Origin of the sequence: Mycoplana rhizolycopersici (assembly GCF_013378445.1) — a bacterium.
Lineage (GTDB): Bacteria > Pseudomonadota > Alphaproteobacteria > Rhizobiales > Rhizobiaceae > Mycoplana > Mycoplana rhizolycopersici.
On sequence record NZ_JABXYK010000007.1, the window covers coordinates 36,234 to 55,176 of the forward strand.

Sequence of the window (18,943 nt, forward strand, 5' to 3'; positions counted from 1 at the left end):
GGAGGGTCAAGCTTCTTTCGGATCGCTGTCCGCGGCAGGCGTCTTGCTGATGGAGGCGGGAACGTCTGGATTGCCCTCTGCGCGCTCCCGGTGCAGCGTCGACTGGGCGAGCAGCATGAGCGTCACCGGCGTCGTCACCGTCACGAAGATGCCGATGAGGATCTCGTGGAAGACCGGCCTTCCGCTCGTGACGGTAAAAAAGATCATCGACGCCATCACCATGGCGCCGGTGCCCCAGCTGGTGCCGAGCGTGGGCGCGTGCAGTCGCTCGAAAAAGGTCGGCAGGCGCGCCAGCCCGATCGTGCCGATCAGCGCCAGCGATGCGCCGAGCAGCACAAAGGCGGAAACGACGATTTCGGCCCAGAACGGCAGGTTGAAGGCCTCGTTCATTCGATCACCTCGCCACGCATGAGGAACTTGGCGAGCGCCACCGTCGCCACGAAGCCGAGCAAGCCGATGATCAGGGCAGCCTCGAAATAGAGGGTTCGGCCGCTGCTGATGCCGAGGGTCAGAAGCATCAGCATCGAATTGACGTAAAGCGTGTCGAGGCCGAGCACGCGGTCCTGCGCCCGCGGGCCGTGGATCATGCGGAAGAGGGCAAGCGCCATCGCGACCGTGAGCATGACCTGCGCCGTCGTCAGGGCGCCTTCGAGGATGGTGATGTTCATTCGAAGATCTCCATCAGTAGCCTTTCATAGCGGTTCTTGACGAGATCGGTCCATTCCTGTTCCTCGACCAGGTCGAGGACGTGCATCAGGAGCGTGCCGTCCGACGAATTGTATTCGAGCCAGGCCGTGCCGGGCGTGCTGGTCAAAATGACCGAGAGGAGGGCGAGCGCGGTCGTATCCTTCAGTTCGATGTGGATGGTCATGAAACCGGACCGGCGCGTGCGCGTGCGTCCGGTCAGGATGATGCCGACGACGGCAATGTTCGACCGGACGATGTCGTAGAGCACGATACCCAGAAGCTTCGGCAGGAGGTACCATTTGCGCAGGCGCGGCTTTGCCGGCCGAAGTGCCGCCATCGCCCAGGAGGCGACCGTTGCGATGATGGCGCCGAGAATGAAATGCCCGATCGAGAAGCTGTTCAGGGTCATCCACATCAACAGCAGCGACGCCGTCAACAGCGGGTAGGGAAGGACGGTCATGGTTGCACCTCCGTGCCCGGAACGCCGGCGCGCCGCGCATCGAACACCGCCTCGATATACTGCTGCGGGGTGGTCAGCGCACGTGTCGTGTCGTCCATGAAGCGCATGACCGGTCCCGCCTGTACGGTGAGATAGAGCGTGGCGGCGATGAGCAGGAAGACGGGGGCCACTTCGATGACGAGCACGCGCGGTTCCGTGCCCTCCATCGACGCCCAGAAGGTGCGGATGCCCGAGCGGGTCATCGCGATCAGTGCCGCCAGACCGGAGAGGATGACGAGGAAGACGACGAACCATACGTAGCCCGGGATGGTGGCCGTAGTGTCGCCGCCGATCGGATTCAGCATTGCCGAAAGCATCGCGAACTTGGCGACGAAGCCGGAAAGCGGCGGCAGCCCGGCCAGGAGGATTCCACAGGCGGCAAAGCAGATGCCGAGAACGGCCATCGTGCCGGGCATTGCGAAGCCGAGATCGCCTTCCTGTTCCTCTTCGTCGGGATCGGCGTCGCCATAGGCTTCCATGGTGACGGCGAGAACGCTGGCACCCGCGTCCTGCCCTCGCTCGACGAGTTCGATCAGCATGAAGAAGGCACTGATCGTGAGCGTCGAGCTGACGAGGTAGAAGAGGGCGCCGGTGGTGATGCCGGCACTCCCCATGCCGATCGCCGTCAGCAGCGTTCCCGAGGAAACAAGCACCGAGAAGCCCGCAAGCCTGCCCAGCGCCTGCGAGGCCAGGACCCCGATCGCGCCGAAGGTGATCGTGGCCAGCCCGCCGACCAGCAGCACATGAAGGCCGAACCCCGACGACGCCGAAGAGTCGTGGCCGAACACCAGCAGCGAAAGCCGCAGGACGACATAGATGCCGACCTTGCTCATGATGGCGAAGATGCCGGCGACCGGCGCGGATGCGGCGGTGTAGGCCGGCGGCAGCCAGAAGTTCAGCGGCCACATGCCCGCCTTGATCAGGAAGGCGACGCCGAGAATGCCGGCGCCCGCTTCGAGAAGCATGCGCTGTTCCGGACCGACCGTCGAGACGCGGACGGCGAGATCGGCCATGTTCAGCGTGCCGGTGACGCCGTAGATCAGGCTGACGCCGATGAGGAACAGCAGAGCTGCCGCGAGGTTCACCGCGATATAGTGCAGGCCGGCCTTGACGCGCAGGAGGCCGGAACCGTGCAATAGCAGGCCGTAGGATGCGGCGAGCATCACCTCGAAGAAGACGAACAGGTTGAACAGGTCGCCCGTCAGGAAGGCGCCGTTCAGGCCCATCAGCAGGAACTGGAACAGGCTGTGGAAATGCGCGCCTGCCGTATGCCAGCGGGCCAGCGCGAAGATCAGCGCGGCGATCGCAAGCGTCGCCGTGAGCACGAGCATCAGCGCGGACAGCCTGTCGACGACGAGCACGATGCCGAAGGGCGCAGCCCAGTTGCCGAGCAGGTAGACGCCCTGTTGTGCCGCTTCGGGGCCGTCGATACTGGCGGCGAAGCGGAAGAGACCGAGCGCCACGACGAAAAGCAGCAGCGTGGAGCCAAGCCCCACCAGGGCCTTCACCGTGCGCTGCCGCTCGTCGATGAGCAGAAGTAGGGCGCCGGTCGCCAGAGGCACTAGGATCGGGGCGATGATGAGATGGTGGGAGAGGTTCATCAGGGCTGCTCCCGGCCGTCGACGTGGTCGGTGCCGGTCAGGCCGCGTGCGGCAAGCAACACGACGAGAAACAGCGCCGTCGTGGCAAAGCCGATCACGATCGCCGTCAGCACCAGCGCCTGCGGTACCGGATCCGTGTAGGCGGAAATGTCCACGCCGTCCTGCAGGACGGCGGGCGCGTTCACCTTCAGCCCGCCGACCCCGAAGATGAACAGGTTGACCGCATAGGACAGCAGCGAAAGACCGATGATGACCTGATAGGTGCGCGGCCTGAGGATCAGCCAGACGCCGGAGCCGGTCATGACGCCGATGCCGAGGGAGAGAATGAATTCCATTACGCGTCCTCCGTCTTCGGCGCGGCCTTGACCCGGTACGTACGGATCGACTGGTGGGCGATCGCAATCAGGATCAGCACGGTTGCGCCGACGACAAGACTGAATACGCCGAGGTCAAAGAGCAGGGCGGAGGCGGTCGGAACCTTTCCGATCAGCGGCAGGGTGAGATACTGCGAATGCGAGGTCAGGAACGGATAGCCGAAGAACCAGGACCCGGCACCGGTCGCAGCCGCGATCAAAAGGCCGAAGGCGATCCAGCGCAAGGGCAGGATCCTCAGCCGGTCCTCCGCCCAGCGCGTGCCGCCTGCGAGATATTGCAGCAGGAAGGCGATCGCCATGGTGATGCCGGCCGCGAAACCGCCGCCCGGCAGGTCATGGCCGCGCATGAAGAGGTAGATCGCAAACGTGATGACCACCGGGAACAGCCACTGCATGACGACGGAGGGGACGAACAGATAGTCCCTGACCGTGTCGCCCTTGTTCCGCTCCGGCTGGGCGTCGTCATAGGCATTCTGGATGCGCTGTTGCTCCGGCAGCCCGATGCTCTCCGTCGCCGGCCGGAAACGGCGAAGCAACGCAAAGACCGTCAGCGCGACGATGCCGAGGACCGCGATCTCGCCCATCGTGTCGAAGCCGCGGAAATCGACGAGGATGACGTTGACGACGTTCCGTCCGCCGCCCTCGCTATAGGCACGCTCGAGGAAGAAGTTCGCGATCGTGTCCGGCACCGGCAGCGTCATCACCGTATAGGCGAGGATCGACATGCCCACCCCGCAAGCGACCGCTATGGCAAAGTCGCGCAGGCGCCGCAGGCGTGCCGAGAACGTCGCGCTCTCGTCGATCTTGTCCAGCCGCTTTGGGAGCCAGCGCAGGCCGAGCAGAAGCAGAACCGTGGTCACGATCTCCACCAGCAACTGGGTGATGGCGAGATCCGGCGCCGACAGCCACGCGAAGGTGACGCAGGTGACGATACCCGAACCGCCGATCAGAAGCAGTGCCGCGAAGCGGTGATACTTGGCGAGGAAGGCGGCGGCGAGCGCCGACAGCATGCCGATGATCCAGAGCATCACGAAGGCCGGATCGACGCCCCTCACCGGCGGCAGCTTGGCGTCGAAGCCGGAGAGGTGAAGCGGCAGGAAGGCCGCGAGGAATGCGACCACCGCAACGATCCGCAATTGCGGCTGCAGGCGCCGGGTGCCGATATTGGTTTCGAGCCAGCGGGCCCATTTCCAGGAGACGGTAACGAGGATGCGTTCGAAGATGCGCTGTCCGCGCAGGTGGCGGAAGATCGGCGGCCCGTCCTCACACCGCGCCAGGTAGTTATGCAGCGCGAAATAGAGCGCCGCGCCGCCGAGCATCGCAACGATGCTCATGACCAGCGGCAGGTTGAAGCCGTGCCAGACCGCAAGGCTGTAATAGGGCGTTTCGGGGCCGAGCACCGACAGAACCGCCGTGTGCAGGAATGGTCCGATCGAAAGGCCCGGCACGATGCCAACGATGAGGCAGGCGAAGACCAGCGATTCCACCGGAAAGCGCATCCATCGCGGCGGCTCGTGCGGATGGGGCTTGGGAAGATCCGTCGGTGGCGGCCCGAAGAAGACGGTATGGATGAAGCGGATGGAGTAGGCGACGCTGAATGCGCCGGCGAGTGTTGCGATATAGGGTAGGGCCTGGTCGAGGATCGAGTCCGCATGGGTCTCGACCGCCTCGGCGAAGAACATCTCCTTCGACAGGAAGCCGTTCAGCAGCGGCACCCCAGCCATCGCCGCGCAGGCGACCATGGCCAGCGACGCGGTGTAGGGCAGGTAGCGGAACAGGCCGCTGAGCTTCTGCATGTCGCGCGTGCCGGTCTCATGGTCGATGATACCCGCCGCCATGAACAGCGACGCCTTGAAGGTGGCATGGTTGACCATGTGGAAGATTGCGGCGACGGCGGCCAGCGGGCTTCCGAGGCTGAGCAGGGTGGTGATCAAGCCAAGATGGCTGATCGTCGAATAGGCGAGCAGGCCCTTCAGGTCGCGCTGGAAGATCGCGAAATAGGCGCCGAGCAGCAGCGTGCTGATGCCTGCAAACCCCACCAGCCAGAACCATTCGAACGTGCCGGAAAGGGCCGGCCACAGGCGGACGAGTAGGAAAACGCCCGCCTTCACCATCGTCGCCGAGTGCAGATAGGCCGATACGGGCGTCGGCGCCGCCATGGCGTTCGGCAGCCAGAAGTGGAAGGGAAACTGTGCGCTCTTCGTGAGCGCGCCGATCAGGATCAGGACCAGCGCCGGCAGGTAGAGCGGGTGCTCGCGGATGATGTCGCCGGAGGCCAGCACGCGGTCCAGATCGTAGCTGCCGACGATATGGCCGATCAGCAGGAAGCCGACGAGAAGGCAGAAGCCGCCGATGCCGGTGATCGTCAGCGCCATGCGCGCGCCGTCGCGTGCATTGGCGTTGTGGTACCAGTAGCCGATCAGAAGGAACGAGAAGATGCTCGTCAGTTCCCAGAAGATCGACAAGAGGATGATGTTGCCCGACAGGACCACGCCCAGCATCGCGCCCATGAAGGCAAGCAGGAACGAGAAGAAGCGCGGGATCGGGTCTTCCGCCGACATGTAGTAGCGGGCGTACAATACGACGAGGAAGCCGATCGCGGTCACGAGCATGGTGAAGAGCCATGCGAAACCATCCAGCCGCAGCGTGAAGTTGAGCCCGAGTTCGGGCAGCCACGCGATTTCGTAGCGGACGACTTTTCCGTTGGTGACCGACGGGTAATAGGAGGCTGTAAGGATTGTCGCCAGAAGGGCAACGCCTCCGGCAAGCCAGGAGGGAAGAGTTCTTGCGGCGGTGCGAAGCAGCGAAGCGATCGCAAGGCTGCCGGCAAAGGGGAGAACTAAAAGAAGCAGCAGTAAATATTCAGGCATCAGCAAACATATCGTCTCGAATCGGAACCTCTTTGTCACATTGGGGTATGTGTAGCGCAGGTCGCGCCCGTGTGCGCGTGGCGCGCTGTAAAATTATCTTTACCGATCAATACGCTCGTTGCAATCCGCCGAAGGGGGAAATCGAGCGGTTTGGGGGAAAACGGGCGCGTTTTCCTTCTCCCGGGCACGTCATGCGCGTCTTGATTGCGGGCGCCGCCCGCCGCATCCGGCGGCGATCTGCCGCCGCCAGCCGGGTTTCGATTGTCGACCTTTATCGGGTGAGTTTCATGTGCCGGTTGACATCCTTGTAGAGAAGGTAGCGGAACCGGCCGGGACCGCCGGCATAGCAGGCCTGCGGGCAGAAGGCGCGCAGCCACATGAAGTCGCCGGCCTCGACCTCGACCCAGTCCTGATTGAGCCGGTATACGGCCTTTCCTTCCAGCACGTACAGGCCGTGCTCCATCACATGCGTCTCTGCGAAGGGAATGACCGCACCGGGCTCGAAGGTGACGATGGTGACATGCATGTCGTGGCGCAGGTCGGCGGGATCGACGAAGCGCGTCGTCGCCCACTTGCCCTCCGTGTGAGCCATCGGCGCGGGCGTGATGTCCTTCTCGTTGGCAAAGATCGCCTCCGGCACATCCAGGCCGTCGACGCGCTCGTAGGCCTTGCGGATCCAGTGAAACCGCGCCGCTTCCGAGCCAGTGTTGCGCAGGCGCCATCCGCTCGACGGCGGCAGGAACGCATAGCCGCCCGGTGTCAGCCGGTGGGTGTTGCCGTCGAGCTCGACGGTGATTTCGCCCTCGACCACGAAAAGCACGCCCTCTGCACCCGGATCGAGTTCCGGCCGCTCGCTTCCGCCGCCCGGTCCGACCTCCATGATGTATTGCGAGAAGGTCTCGGCGAAGCCGGAGAGCGGACGTGCAAGAATCCACACGCGCGTATTTTCCCAGAAGGGCAGAAAGCTCGTGACGATATCCATCATCACGCCCTTCGGAATGACCGCATAGGCTTCGGTGAAGACGGCGCGGCCTGTCAGAAGCTGCGTCTGCAGGGGGGCACCGCCCTTCGGTGCGTAATAGCTTTGCTCGGTCATTCGGCCCTCCATGCGGACTTGGTGATTTCGACGTTTCGTGATTTGCTGACCGATAGCGCATACGCGCCGAAAATGCAGCGGCTTGTTGAAGCTTTCCGTGGTTCCGGTTCGGGCCGGGGGGAGGCGGAGCGGCCGCACCAAGGAGCCTGACAATGCCTTGCAACTGCGAGGATATAAGAGACTTCCTGCGCAATGCACCCGATTGCATGCTCGTCGAGGTCGCGGCAGCGGACGGCTCTACGCCGCGCGAGGCTGGCGCCTGGATGCTGGTGTCGCGCGGCGGCTTGTTTTCGACCATCGGCGGCGGCCAGCTCGAATATCTGGCGATCGACCATGCCAGACGCGCCTTGCGCAATGGAACGGTAGCCGAGGCGCTGACGGTTCCGCTCGGGCCCGAGATCGGCCAGTGCTGCGGCGGCCGTGTTTCGCTGGCCTTTACCGGCGTGACCGCCGACCTCTCCCGCTGGCTGGTGGAGCGGGCGGAGGCGGAGCTCGAGGCGAGGCCCACCGTCCATGTGTTCGGCGCCGGCCATGTGGGCGACGCGCTCGCCCTTGCCCTTTCGCTTGCGCCGGTGCGTACCATCCTCGTCGACAGCCGTTCAGATGAACTTGCGGCAGCGCGCGCCCGCGGCATCGAGACCGAACTGACCGCGATGCCGGAGAAGCTTGTTCGCGATGCCGCGGCCGGCTCGGCTTTCGTCGTCCTGACGCACGACCACGCGCTCGATTTTCTCATTGCAGCCGAAGCCCTGAAGCGCACGGATGCCGCCTATGTCGGCATGATCGGCTCGAAGACGAAGCGTGCGACGTTCAGGAACTGGCTGGCGCGCGAGGGGGGAGATGCGTCTCAGCTTCGCCGTCTGGTCTGCCCGATCGGCGGGGGCGCGCTGAGGGACAAGCGCCCCGCCGTGATCGCGACCCTGGCAGCTGCGGAAATTCTCACCGCGGTGCTCGCCTATCGCACGGCCGTCACCTCCAGGCTCACATCCGGCGCTTCTGTGGCGACCTGACCGGGCGCGTTCCCGCCCTTCCTTTGAATACCGTCTGCTGCGGGCCGCCCTGCAAGTTCTGCGGTTTATCTGCCTGTTCATGTGAACTATAGACGGAGGTAGGAACAGCAGTACTGATTCGGGGAGCGTTGCTTTGCCAACGGTCTGCGTCGCAAGACAATCCATACCGGCTCATTGCCTTGTCGGGCTCGCGATCGTGGTCGCGCTTGCCGGTTGCGCGGCGCGCGATGGCGTGCGTATTCCGGCCGGAAACCGGGTCGTCGCCGAGAGCGATGCCTTGATCCTGCCTGCCGCTGGCGGCCCTGCCGTCCTCGATGTGGTCGAGCGCACCTATACCAATGCGGTGGAGCAGAAGGTGTCGCTGTTCACGTCTTCCGCCGTTCCCGGACAGAACTACCTCAACATCCAGATGTTCGGCCCGATGCAGGCCGAGCACGACGGGGAGACGAGGCTCGGATTCCGTCCCGTGCATGTGGCGCAGCTAGCCCGCGAGATGCGCCAGCAGGTTCCCGGCGTGCCGCTGCGAACGTCCGGCCTCTATCTGCAGAACAACTACGGCCCGTTCGGATACGCCTTCGGGCGGAGCGCCAGCGGCGACGCCTGCCTCTACGGCTGGCAACAGATTCGCGCCCGCGACAACGAGCGAACGATGTTCCAGAACCGCGGCAACATCCAGATCCGTGCCCGCGTCTGCGACAGCGAGGCGGACGAGCGGCAGCTTCTCGCCCTCATGTACGGATACACCATCAGCGGCACTTTCGTGCCCGGCGGCTGGAACCCCTACGGCGCGCCGCGCCCCGTCGACCCGACCCTTGGCGAGGACTCGAGCCCCATCCTGCCGAGGGAAGAGGAGCTGTCGACCCGTCCGGTACCGGTCGCAGCACCGAGGGTTCGGCGCGTGGCAGTGGAGAATGCGGCGCCGGCCGCGACGGCGGCGGACGTTTCAGGGGCGCACCGACAGCCTGCGGTGCTTGTTCCTTCTCCCGTGGCCGTGGAGGGGGCGGCCACCCAGAAGGGCACACCCGTCGTGCCGGCACCCGGTTGTGTCGAAGGCGGCTCCGCCTGCAATTGAGCCCGGCCCGCAATATCCACGCGGGCTAATTTCTCGTTAACGCGACGCGGCTAGTTTTACCAAGCCGCCCGCATACGAAGGAATGGGAATGAACAGGTTTGGTACGGTCGCAATCTGGGCCATCGTCGCGTTCTGCGTCATCAGCCTGATCACGCTCCCCATCAACATGCAGACGCAGCTCATCGCCAGCATCACGATCGTGGCGTTGATGGCGGTGATCAAGATCATGAAAGGTGACGGCATCTGGCGGCTGATCGCGCTGGCCTTCGGCACGGCGATCGTCCTGCGCTATGTCTACTGGCGCACGACGAGCACGCTGCCGCCGGTCAACCAGATCGAGAACTTCATTCCGGGCATCCTGCTGTATCTGGCCGAGATGTACAGCGTCGGCATGCTGGCGCTCAGCCTTTTCGTCGTTTCCATGCCGCTGCCGCAGCGCACCGAGCGGAAAGGCGAGCTCAAGTATTTTCCCAAGGTCGACGTCTTCGTTCCGACCTACAACGAGGACGAGGCGCTGCTGGCAAACACTCTGGCGGCCGCCAAGGCGCTCGACTATCCGCCGGATCGCCTGCAGGTCTGGCTGCTCGACGACGGCGGCACCGAGCAGAAGCGCAATTCGGTCAATGTGCTGGAGGCCCAGGCGGCGATCGCCCGGCACAATTCGCTGCGCCAGCTCTGCGATGATCTCGGCGTGCGCTATCTCACGCGCGCGAAGAACGCGCATGCCAAGGCGGGCAACCTGAACAACGGCCTCGACCATTCCGACGGCGAACTGATCGCAGTGTTCGACGCCGACCATGCGCCCGCGCGCGACTTCCTGCTCGAGACCGTCGGCTATTTCGAAGACGATCCCAAGCTTTTCCTGGTCCAGACGCCGCACTTCTTCCTCAATCCGGACCCGCTGGAACGCAATCTTCAGACGTTCGAGAAAATGCCGAGCGAGAACGAGATGTTCTACGGCATCATCCAGCGCGGGCTCGACAAGTGGAACGCCGCTTTCTTCTGCGGTTCGGCCGCCGTCCTCAGTCGCAAGGCGCTGAAGGAAACGGATGGCTTCAGCGGCGTCTCCATCACCGAGGATTGCGAGACCGCGATCGCGCTGCACTCGCTCGGCTGGAACAGCGTCTATGTCGACAAGCCGCTGATTGCCGGCCTGCAACCGGCGACGTTTGCAAGCTTCATCGGCCAGCGCAGCCGTTGGGCGCAGGGGATGATCCAGATCCTGCGGTTCCGTTTTCCGCTCCTGAAGCGCGGGCTGAGCTTCCCGCAGCGCCTGTGCTACATGTCGTCGACGATGTTCTGGTTCTTCCCGTTCCCGCGGACGATGTTCCTGATCGCGCCCCTGTTCTATCTCTTTTTCGACCTGCAGATCTTCACCGCATCCGGCGGCGAGTTCCTCGGCTACACGCTCGCCTACATGCTCGTGAACATGATGATGCAGAACTACCTCTACGGTTCGTTCCGCTGGCCGTGGATTTCCGAACTCTACGAATATGTGCAGAGCGTGCACCTGCTGCCGGCAGTCGTTTCTGCGATCATCAATCCGCGCAAGCCGACCTTCAAGGTGACGGCAAAGGACGAGTCGGTGCTCGTCAGCCGCTTGTCGGAGATCAGCCGGCCGTTCTTCGTCATCTTCGCCGTGCTTTTCGTGGCGCTTCTCGTCAGCATCTACCGCTTCTACGCCGAACCCTACAAGGCGGACGTGACGGCGGTGGTCGGCGGCTGGAACCTTCTGAACCTCATCATCGCCGGCTGCGCGCTGGGCGTCGTCTCCGAGCGCGGCGAGCGCTCGGCAAGCCGCCGCGTCCGGCTGAGCCGCCGTTGCGAATTCGTCCTCGATGGCCGCAGCTACCCCGCGACGATCGAGAATGTTTCGGCAAACGGCGCCCGCGTGCAGGTGTTCGGCCTCGACCGGCAGATCATCGGCGAGGACATGGATGCGGCGATCCGCTTCAAGCCCTATAGCGGCGAGGAGCCGGAGGAACTGCCGGTGCTGGTGCGCAATTTCGAAGGGCAGGGGGAACTGACCGCCGTGGGTTGCCGCTTCACCCCGTGCGTTGCCCGCCATCACAGCCTCGTCGCCGACCTGATCTTCGCCAATTCGAACCAGTGGAGCGACTTCCAGATGGCTCGCCGTGGCAATCCCGGCATCTTCTTCGGGACGCTCTGGTTCCTGCGGCTGGCGCTGTTTCAGACGAGCCGTGGCCTCGTCTATCTCGCGCGCAGCATGAAGCCCAAGGCGGGCGCCGCCAAGAGGGCTGCATGATGAGATCGCTGCTTGCTGCAACGCTGATCGCATCCTGCGCTTTCGCAGGCACGCTCCATGCCCAGGTCATGCCCTTCGATATGAGCGGCGAACGGCCGGACGAGCCGGCGAAGCAACTCCCCCCGGCCACAAGTCCGGCGCCCGCACGGCCACAGCCGGTCACGCCGGCCGCGCCGCAGACGCCGCAGACGCCACAGGCGCCGCCGGCCGCCGCGCAGCCACCGCTCACACCGCCGCAACCGGCCGCACCCGCCACGGGCCCGGCCACGCCTGCGCAGCAGCCACCGGATTCGACACCGGCAGGACAGCCCGCCGCGCAGCCGGCAAGCCCGGCAAGTGCGGCGACTGCCCGCCAGCGCCATTTCGTCGTGCCTTCCGATCGCCTCAGTCTCGCCGGCGAATTCGCCAGCCGGGAATGGACGATCTATCTGACGCCCGATCAGGCCGAGGCCGCCGCGCGGCTGAATTTCGGCTACCGCAACAGCATCTATGTCGCCCCCGAAGCCTCCACGCTTTCGGTGCAGGTCAACGACACGGCCATCGGGGAGACGACGATCCGGTCGGCTTCCGGCGTGACCGAGAACAGCATCGAGCTTCCCTACGGCCTGATGCGCCCGGGCTCCAACAAGATCAGCTTCAGCGCCTCCCAGCGCCACCGCACGGATTGCACGGTCCAGTCCACCTACGAGCTTTGGACCGACATCGTTCCCGAGCAGACCTATCTGGATTTCGATACGGCGAAGATGACAATGCCGCCGACGCTCGACGACATCCGCGCCGTTGGCGTCAACGGGCACGGGCAGACGCGCTTCAATATTGTCGTGCCGAAGCTGGATCAGTCCGCGTCGACCACGCCGCTTTTGCGCCTGTCGCAGGCGCTCGGCATGCTGGCTGCGATGCCGAACCAGGTCTTCGAGTTCTCGACCACCCTGCCGACGCAGGTGTCGCCGGGCGAGTTGACGGTGGTTGTCGGTACCGCGGCGGAGCTGGAAGGCGTCCTTCCGAGGTTGCCGGACGGCGCCCTTTCGGGCGGCATCGCAGCCTTCGTCGAAAACCCGGCGACGGCATCGCGGCTCCTGGTGCTGACCGGTCCAAGCTGGCCGGCGGTCGAGAGCATCGTCGAAAACATACTCGCTCCTGTCGACCGCCCCGAGAACGTCTCGCGTTCCGTGCTGATGACGCAGCGCTGGACGGGGATGAACACGCCGCTCCTGACCGGCAGCACCCGCATGCCGTTTTCGGCGCTGGGCCTGAAGTCGACGGAGTTCAACGGCCGGCGCTTCCGCACCGGCTTCAACGTCGGCATCCCCTCGGACTTCTTCGGCAATGCCTATGGCGAGGCGCGGATATTGCTCGACGCCGCCTATTCGAGCGACGTCCTGCCCGGCAGCCACATCGATATCTACGTCAACGGCAACATCGCCTCGACGGTGCCGATCACCAGTTCCGGCGGCAGCGTGCTGCGGCACCTGCCGATCCGCTTCACCATGCGCCACTTCCGCCCCGGGCCGAACCTGATCGAGCTCGAGGCGGTGCTGTTGACGCGCGCCGACCAGGTCTGCTCGCCCGGCTCGACGGCCAGCAAGGAGCCCCGCTTCGCGCTGTTCGACACCTCCGAATTAAGGCTCGGCGACTTTGCGCGCATTGCGCAGATTCCCAATCTGGCCGCCGTTGCCGGAACCGGATTTCCCTATGGCCGCGGCGAAAGCGTCGACCTCTTCATCGACCGCATCGACAATCAGACGCTCTCGGCAACAGCCACGCTCCTGAGCCAGCTGGCTGTCGTGGCGGGGCGGCCGCTGCGGACCATACCCAAGGCGTCCGCGATCGCGACGGGCGAGGGCGATGCCATTTTCGTCGGCCAGATCTCGCAGATACCGCCGCTCGCGCTCGCCCAGACCCATCTGTCCGAGGAGGCGCCGAAGGTCTGGGGCACCTCGGCCCAAAGCGTGCCCGGCAATCTCAATCAGGACATGCTGGACGAGTGGCGGCAGAAGACCAGCGTCATCTCTCCGTTCGCCACCATAAGCGACTGGCTGGGCCGGAACTTCGACATTTCCCTGGGGTCGCTGCGGTTTGCTCCGGGCGACGAGCAGATGTTCCTGCCGCCCGAGACGGCGAATGTCGTCCTGAGCCAGGGCGTCGCCCCGTCGGGCAATGGCACTTGGCTCGTCCTGACGGCGCCGACTTCCGAAAAGCTGCAGGGGGGAGCGAGCAGCCTGACGCAGCAGACGATATGGGAACAGCTTGACGGTTCGCTGACGCAGTATGGCGTCGGAGATCCGGCTTTGGAGACGCGTGCGGCGACCCAGGTGTCCTTCCTGCCGACACAGCCCTTTTCGATCCGGAATTTCCGGCTGATCGCGGCGAACTGGCTTTCGACAAACATCCTGTCGTTTGCCGTCCTCCTGGTCTGCTTCTCCGTACTGCTGGGCCTGGCGACGTCGGCGCTTCTTAGCCGTTTTGGCAAGAATAGGTGATCGATGCGGCGGAACTGGCCGAATCATTTACCCTGCGTTTACCATGATCTGGCTTTCTCGACCCTGGGCTGTTTTTGGGTGGAATCACCTGAAGGCCGCCCCCGTAGCAGGATTGCACCGGCGGTGCTTGGCGCCGGATAGTTACCGGTCGCTTGCACGCCGCTTGGCCTCGTCGCCTCCGGCGCGGTTCTTGCGACGGATCGCCTTAAACGGAATGACGTGCGTGATGTGTCATGCATGCCTGTGATGGAGACTGGCATCGCGATGAGATCTGCTATCCTGGCCCTTGCATGCGTCGGCGCGGCGGCCGGCAGCGTCATAGGCGTGCTCAGGCCCGACGTCGACCTGTTCGGCGACACGATAGACATGCTCAACCAGACATCGTCGGTGGAACAGGGAGCCTCGGGGCCGGGAGCAGACACCAGGACGGGCAGGGTTGTGGAGGACCCCATCGAACTGGCGCAGGCGTCTGTGGCGACACCGCCGGCCGAAACACCGCCAGCGCCCGTCGAAGCGCAAAGCCCAACCGCCGGCGGCGAAGCCGTCGTAGTCGATGAAAGTGCCCTTCGCTATTTTGCAAGCAAGGGGGACAAGGCGCGGCTGGAAGCCGAGATCGCCCGCCTGCGGGCGCTTTATCCGACCTGGACGCCTCCGCGCGATCCGCTTGCCGTGCCGCAGAACGCCGACCAGGCGCTGGAGCGCATGTGGCAGCTTTATTCGGAATCGCGCTATGCCGAGGTCCGCGCCGCAATCGCCGACCGGCAGGCACGCGAGCCCGGCTGGACGCCTCCGGCCGATCTGCTCGAGCGCCTGGCGCTCGCCGAACGGCGCAGCCAGCTGATCGCTGCCTCCGATGCGAAGAAGTTTGCCGAAGTGGTGAGCCTTGCCGCGGACGCGCCGAGCCTGCTGACCTGCAGCGACGTCGATATCCTCTGGCGCGTGGCCGAAGCGTTCGCCGGCACCGATCGCAGGATCCGCGCACGAGACGCCTATTCCTATATCCTGAAGAACTGCACGGACCAGCCGGAGCGGGTCGCCACGATCCAGAAGGCCGCGGCGCTGCTCGACTATGCCGACATGCAGGAACTGCTCGGAAACGAGAAGACGCTGGCCGACGGCACGCGCGAGTTTGAGAGCATTCGCGACGATCTCGCCCGCCGCTTCGTGGCGGAAGGCGATGACGACGAAAAGCTGGTGGTGGGACTGCCCTATATCCAGCGGGTCGAGCGTCTCGTCGAGCGCGAGGGGCTCGCATCGGACGCGCTCCTGGTCGGGTGGTACGCGCTTCGGCGCGACGACATGCCGACCGCTGAACGCTGGTTCCGCAAGGCGCGCGACATCGAGGACACCGCATCGGCCTCGCAAGGGCTTGCTCTGGTGCTGATCGATCGCAAGGCACCCCTCGAGGCGGAAGCGGTCATGTACCGCTGGTACGACACTTCCGACGAGACCAAGGCCACTTACCTTGCCGCGGTCGCCAATACGCTGGCGGTCGAGCCGGTCGTCGTCATCGCCTCCGATATCCTGCAGCGAATGGCAGCGGTGACATTGAAGGAGCGCGATCCGGCGAGCGGCCAGCAGTTCGGTTGGTACGCGCTGGCCTTCGAGCAGCCGAAGACCGCGGAGCAATGGTTCCTTTCCGTGCTGAACTGGAAGCCCGACGACGAGCCGTCCGCCTACGGCCTTGCCGTCTCCCGGCTGCGAATGAAGGACATGACGGGGCTTCAGGCCGTGCAGGCGCTGTGGAAGGGGCGTTCCGAGCGCATCGCGCGTGTCGGCGAGCCGGAGAAGAAGCCGACCGTGCCTGGTCTGGTCGAGCAGACGGTCCCTCACGTTACAGGGACCGGCGTGGTTTCGACGGCCGCTGCCGAAGAACCGCGTGTGGTCGCCTACGAGCGCCCGATGGCGAGAAACGAAAAGACCGCGCGCGCCCGCACCGTTGCCGGCTGCAGGGCCACCCTCGACCCGCAGACCCTGGCGCCGGCTGCGGCATTGTCGCGGGGGTGGTGCCTGATGGAACTGAACCGGCCGCTGGAGGCGGCAGCGTCCTTCGGCGTCGGCTTGCGCGCCACTGCCGAGAACGTCCGGCGCGATGCGGCCTACGGGCAGAGCCTCGCCTATATCCGCGCCGGCCTGCTCAAGGAGGCCGCCGTCGCTGCGACCAAGGCAAAGCAGCCGCGCGAGCGGGCCGTGGAGCTCCAGTCGGCGATCCTTTCGGATCGAGCCGTGGCGGCGTTCGATTCCGGCAGATACCGCGAGACCCTTCTGTTCCTGGACCAGCTCGCGCAGCTCCGCACGGAACGCCAGGACCTGATGGTGTTGCGCGGCTATGCCTACAAGAGCCTGAACCGCACGGCCGACGCGCGTGCGATCTTCGAAGCACTGGCAGCCACCGGTCAGCGGGACGCGGTTCGCGCGCTGGGCGACATGCGTGACCAGGGAACGAGGGCGCACTGACAAGGCCCTGGTGCCACGATCATTTTGTCCCGTCCGAATTGACGGAACGGTGCCGGCGCCGGCGACGGATGGTTGTTGGCGGCGCGTATTTCCGTGGATGAATGCCGAAATGTGGCCGGCCGGCTGCAGCAGGACCATAGGAATGCCGGATTTCGGCTATGATGGTCGCGCGGGTCGGAGCGTATGTCGAAAGCCGGGAAACGGTTTGCGCATCCACACCGAGACGAAAAGGCGGTGCGATGGCCGGATCGACGATCCGGCACCGTTCCGGGTGGCCGGGCAAGGAACTGGGCACGACGCGTAGTCCGGGGTTGAGGCGAGCGACGCCAGCCTTTAGGAGAAGCGTCAGGGCTGAACTTGCCGAAGACGGGTGAAACTGTGATCGATCCCTATGACATTATCGGTGTCGCGCGCGATGCCAACACGGCCTCCATCAAGGCCGCCTATCGCCGCCGCGCCAAGACGGCCCATCCCGATTCCGGGGGCGACGTCGATACCTTCGCACGGCTCAAGGCAGCCTACGAGTTGCTGCTCGATCCGGTCCGCCGCAAGGTCTATGACGATACGGGCTACGACCCGGAGCTGGCCGACACCAAGGACCTCAAGGGTCTGATGGTGCTCGAAAAACTGATCAACGAGGTGATCCTCGACGAGCGCGAGCCGGGAAGCTTCGACCCGATCGCCGCCATTCGCCGCAAGCTCACCAACGAGATCGTCAACGCCCGTTTCCACATCATGGAAATGGAGCGTCACCGTGCGCGCATACGCAATCACATGGACCGCGTCGGCAAGCGGCCCTCGACCGACGTCTTCGGCAGCATGCTGCGCTCCCGCAGCGAGGCAATCGCCGAGGCGATTGAGAAGGCCGAGGCGCAGATCAAGGATATCGAGCAGGCCTACGGCATGCTTGACGGCTATTCCTACGACGTCGAAGTCGAGATCGAGACGCGCAACGCGGCCGAGTAGCCGCGCTTCCGCCTTCTACATCATGTCCCCGTCGGTGGAGCACTCGTAGAGCGTCTCGCCTGTCTCGGCATCGACCCCCACAAGGCTGACGTCATAGCCCCAGAGATGACGGATGTGGCGCAAGGTTGCGTCGCGGTTGGTCTCTTCCAGCTGCACGCCGTCCTTGACGTTGTGCCGCAGCCGCAATTGCCGGTCGCCCAGCAGATCCACGTCCACCACCTGGATGTCCTGCTGGTTCGCGCCGATGTCGTAACTGCGGGCCAGCGCGGCGCGGATCGCCTGGTAGCCGCGTTCGTTGTGGATGGAGGCGACCTCGAGGAAGTTGTCGCCGGCATTGTCCGTCAGGAGGAACAGCCGGAATTTCCGGATCAGCGCCGGGCTCAGATATTGCAGGATGAAGGATTCGTCGCGGTGGTTCGCCCAGGCGTCGAGCAGCGTGTCGCGCCAGTTGCCGTTGCCGGCGATGTCGGGAAACCAGTCGCGATCTTCCGCAGTGGGCGCCGTGCAGATCCGTTCGATGTCCTGCATCATCGCGAAACCGAGCGCATAGGGGTTCATGCCGTAGTAGCGCGGGTCGTCGAAGCCCGGCTGGAAGACGACGTTGGCATGGCTCTGCAGTACTTCCAGCATCGTGCCTTCGCTGACCTGGTCCTTCTCGAACATGCGGTTCATGATCGTGTAGTGTACGAAAGTGGCGCAGCCTTCGTTCATCACCTTCGTCTGCCGCTGCGGATAGAAGTACTGGGCGATGACGCGCACGATTCGCAGCAGTTCGCGCTGCCACGGCTCGAGGATCAGGCTGGTCTTTTCGAGGAAGTAGAGCAGGTTTTCTTCCGGCAGGTTCAGCGCCTTCTTGCGCTCCGAGGCGTCCCGTTCGGCTTCCTCCTGATCCCTGGTGGAGGGCGGCAGCGTCCGCCAGAGGTCGTTGAAAGTCTGTTCCTCGTATTCCAGCCGCTCGCGCGCCCGCTCGCGTTCCTTCTCCGACGAAAGCCGCGGCGGGCGGCGATAGCGGAAGACGCCCTGGTCCATGATCGCGTGCGCCGAATCCAGGATTGCCTCCACGGCAGCGGTGCCGTGCCGTTCCTCGCATTTGGCAATGTATTTCTTGGCGAATTCCATGTAGCTCAGGATCGCGCTGGCGTCGGTCCACTGCCGGAACAGGTAGTTGTTCTTGAAGAAGTGATTGTGGCCGAAGGCGGCATGGGCCGTGACCAGCGCCTGCATCGCCATCGTGTTTTCCTCCATCAGATAGACGATGCAGGGATTGGAGTTGATGACCAGTTCGTAGGCGAGCCCGCGCCGGCCCTTGCGGTAGAGGTGGTCCTCGAAGACGAAGCGCTTGCCGAAGGACCAGTGCTGGTACATCAGCGGCATGCCGACGGACGAATAGGCGTCCAGCATCTGCTCGGACGAGATGATTTCCATCTGGTTCGGATAGATGTCGAGCTTCAGTTCGCCGAGCGCGATCTCCTCGATCGCGTCGTAGGTGCGCGACAGCGTGGCGAAGTTCCAGTCGGATCCGTCGAACAGCAGCTTTCCGGCGCTCTTCGTCATGGCGGCTCCCT

The 18,943-nt window shown here is 64.5% G+C and carries 14 protein-coding genes; 6 read left to right on the forward strand and 8 right to left on the reverse strand.

Going from position 1 to position 18,943, the window contains the following annotated elements; all coding sequences use genetic code 11:
* Positions 1–6: 6 nt before the first annotated feature.
* The 7 genes from mnhG to HV823_RS12835 form a co-directional block, all read right to left on the reverse strand.
* A complete protein-coding gene (mnhG, locus tag HV823_RS12805; RefSeq protein ID WP_176950119.1) occupies positions 7–390 on the reverse strand; it encodes a monovalent cation/H(+) antiporter subunit G in 384 nt (127 codons plus the stop codon).
* Positions 387–668 (reverse strand): K+/H+ antiporter subunit F, encoded by a 282-nt coding sequence (locus tag HV823_RS12810; protein WP_176950120.1) that lies wholly within the window; start codon positions 666–668, stop codon positions 387–389. Before HV823_RS12810 ends, mnhG begins: the two co-directional genes overlap by 4 nt.
* Positions 665–1,147 carry a Na+/H+ antiporter subunit E gene (locus HV823_RS12815; protein ID WP_176950121.1) on the reverse strand — a complete coding sequence of 161 codons (483 nt, stop codon included), beginning with the start codon at positions 1,145–1,147 and terminating at the stop codon, positions 665–667. The genes HV823_RS12810 and HV823_RS12815 overlap by 4 nt, the downstream gene beginning before the upstream one ends.
* Positions 1,144–2,787 (reverse strand): monovalent cation/H+ antiporter subunit D, encoded by a 1,644-nt coding sequence (locus HV823_RS12820; protein WP_425487659.1) that lies wholly within the window; start codon positions 2,785–2,787, stop codon positions 1,144–1,146. Before HV823_RS12820 ends, HV823_RS12815 begins: the two co-directional genes overlap by 4 nt.
* The gene (locus tag HV823_RS12825) at positions 2,787–3,122 is read right to left on the reverse strand and encodes a Na+/H+ antiporter subunit C (protein WP_176950341.1); all 336 of its coding nucleotides are present in this window, start codon (positions 3,120–3,122) and stop codon (positions 2,787–2,789) included. Before HV823_RS12825 ends, HV823_RS12820 begins: the two co-directional genes overlap by 1 nt.
* A complete protein-coding gene (locus HV823_RS12830) occupies positions 3,122–6,031 on the reverse strand; it encodes a monovalent cation/H+ antiporter subunit A (protein WP_176950122.1) in 2,910 nt (969 codons plus the stop codon). Before HV823_RS12830 ends, HV823_RS12825 begins: the two co-directional genes overlap by 1 nt.
* 271 nt (positions 6,032–6,302) lie before the next feature.
* On the reverse strand, positions 6,303–7,127 hold the full coding sequence (locus tag HV823_RS12835) for a bifunctional allantoicase/(S)-ureidoglycine aminohydrolase (RefSeq protein ID WP_246301298.1): 825 nt from the start codon (positions 7,125–7,127) through the stop codon (positions 6,303–6,305).
* A 152-nt stretch (positions 7,128–7,279) separates the two neighbouring features.
* Between HV823_RS12835 and xdhC the strand changes: the two genes are divergently transcribed.
* The 6 genes from xdhC (at position 7,280) to HV823_RS12865 (ending at position 17,378) form a co-directional block, all read left to right on the forward strand.
* Positions 7,280–8,137: a xanthine dehydrogenase accessory protein XdhC gene (gene xdhC, locus HV823_RS12840; RefSeq protein WP_176950124.1), complete on the forward strand. Its 858-nt coding sequence runs from the start codon at positions 7,280–7,282 to the stop codon at positions 8,135–8,137.
* A 133-nt stretch (positions 8,138–8,270) separates the two neighbouring features.
* Entirely contained in the window at positions 8,271–9,209 is a 939-nt protein-coding gene (gene bcsN, locus HV823_RS12845) for a cellulose biosynthesis protein BcsN (protein WP_210270777.1), read from the forward strand.
* Between the two features lie 88 nt (positions 9,210–9,297).
* The gene (gene bcsA, locus HV823_RS12850) at positions 9,298–11,475 is read left to right on the forward strand and encodes a UDP-forming cellulose synthase catalytic subunit (RefSeq protein ID WP_176950125.1); all 2,178 of its coding nucleotides are present in this window, start codon (positions 9,298–9,300) and stop codon (positions 11,473–11,475) included.
* Positions 11,472–13,955 carry a cellulose biosynthesis cyclic di-GMP-binding regulatory protein BcsB gene (locus tag HV823_RS12855; RefSeq protein WP_343051859.1) on the forward strand — a complete coding sequence of 828 codons (2,484 nt, stop codon included), beginning with the start codon at positions 11,472–11,474 and terminating at the stop codon, positions 13,953–13,955. Before bcsA ends, HV823_RS12855 begins: the two co-directional genes overlap by 4 nt.
* A gap of 264 nt (positions 13,956–14,219) precedes the next feature.
* The gene (locus HV823_RS12860) at positions 14,220–16,412 is read left to right on the forward strand and encodes a cellulose synthase (protein WP_176950126.1); all 2,193 of its coding nucleotides are present in this window, start codon (positions 14,220–14,222) and stop codon (positions 16,410–16,412) included.
* A 378-nt stretch (positions 16,413–16,790) separates the two neighbouring features.
* Complete coding sequence (locus tag HV823_RS12865) at positions 16,791–17,378, forward strand: DnaJ domain-containing protein (RefSeq protein ID WP_176950344.1); 588 nt, start codon at positions 16,791–16,793, stop codon at positions 17,376–17,378.
* Positions 17,379–17,393: 15 nt separating this feature from the next.
* On the opposite strand, the gene HV823_RS12870 is transcribed toward HV823_RS12865, so the two are convergent.
* Positions 17,394–18,932, reverse strand: a complete 1,539-nt coding sequence (locus tag HV823_RS12870) for a SpoVR family protein (protein WP_176950127.1) — start codon at positions 18,930–18,932, stop codon at positions 17,394–17,396.
* Between the last annotated feature and the right edge of the window lie 11 nt (positions 18,933–18,943).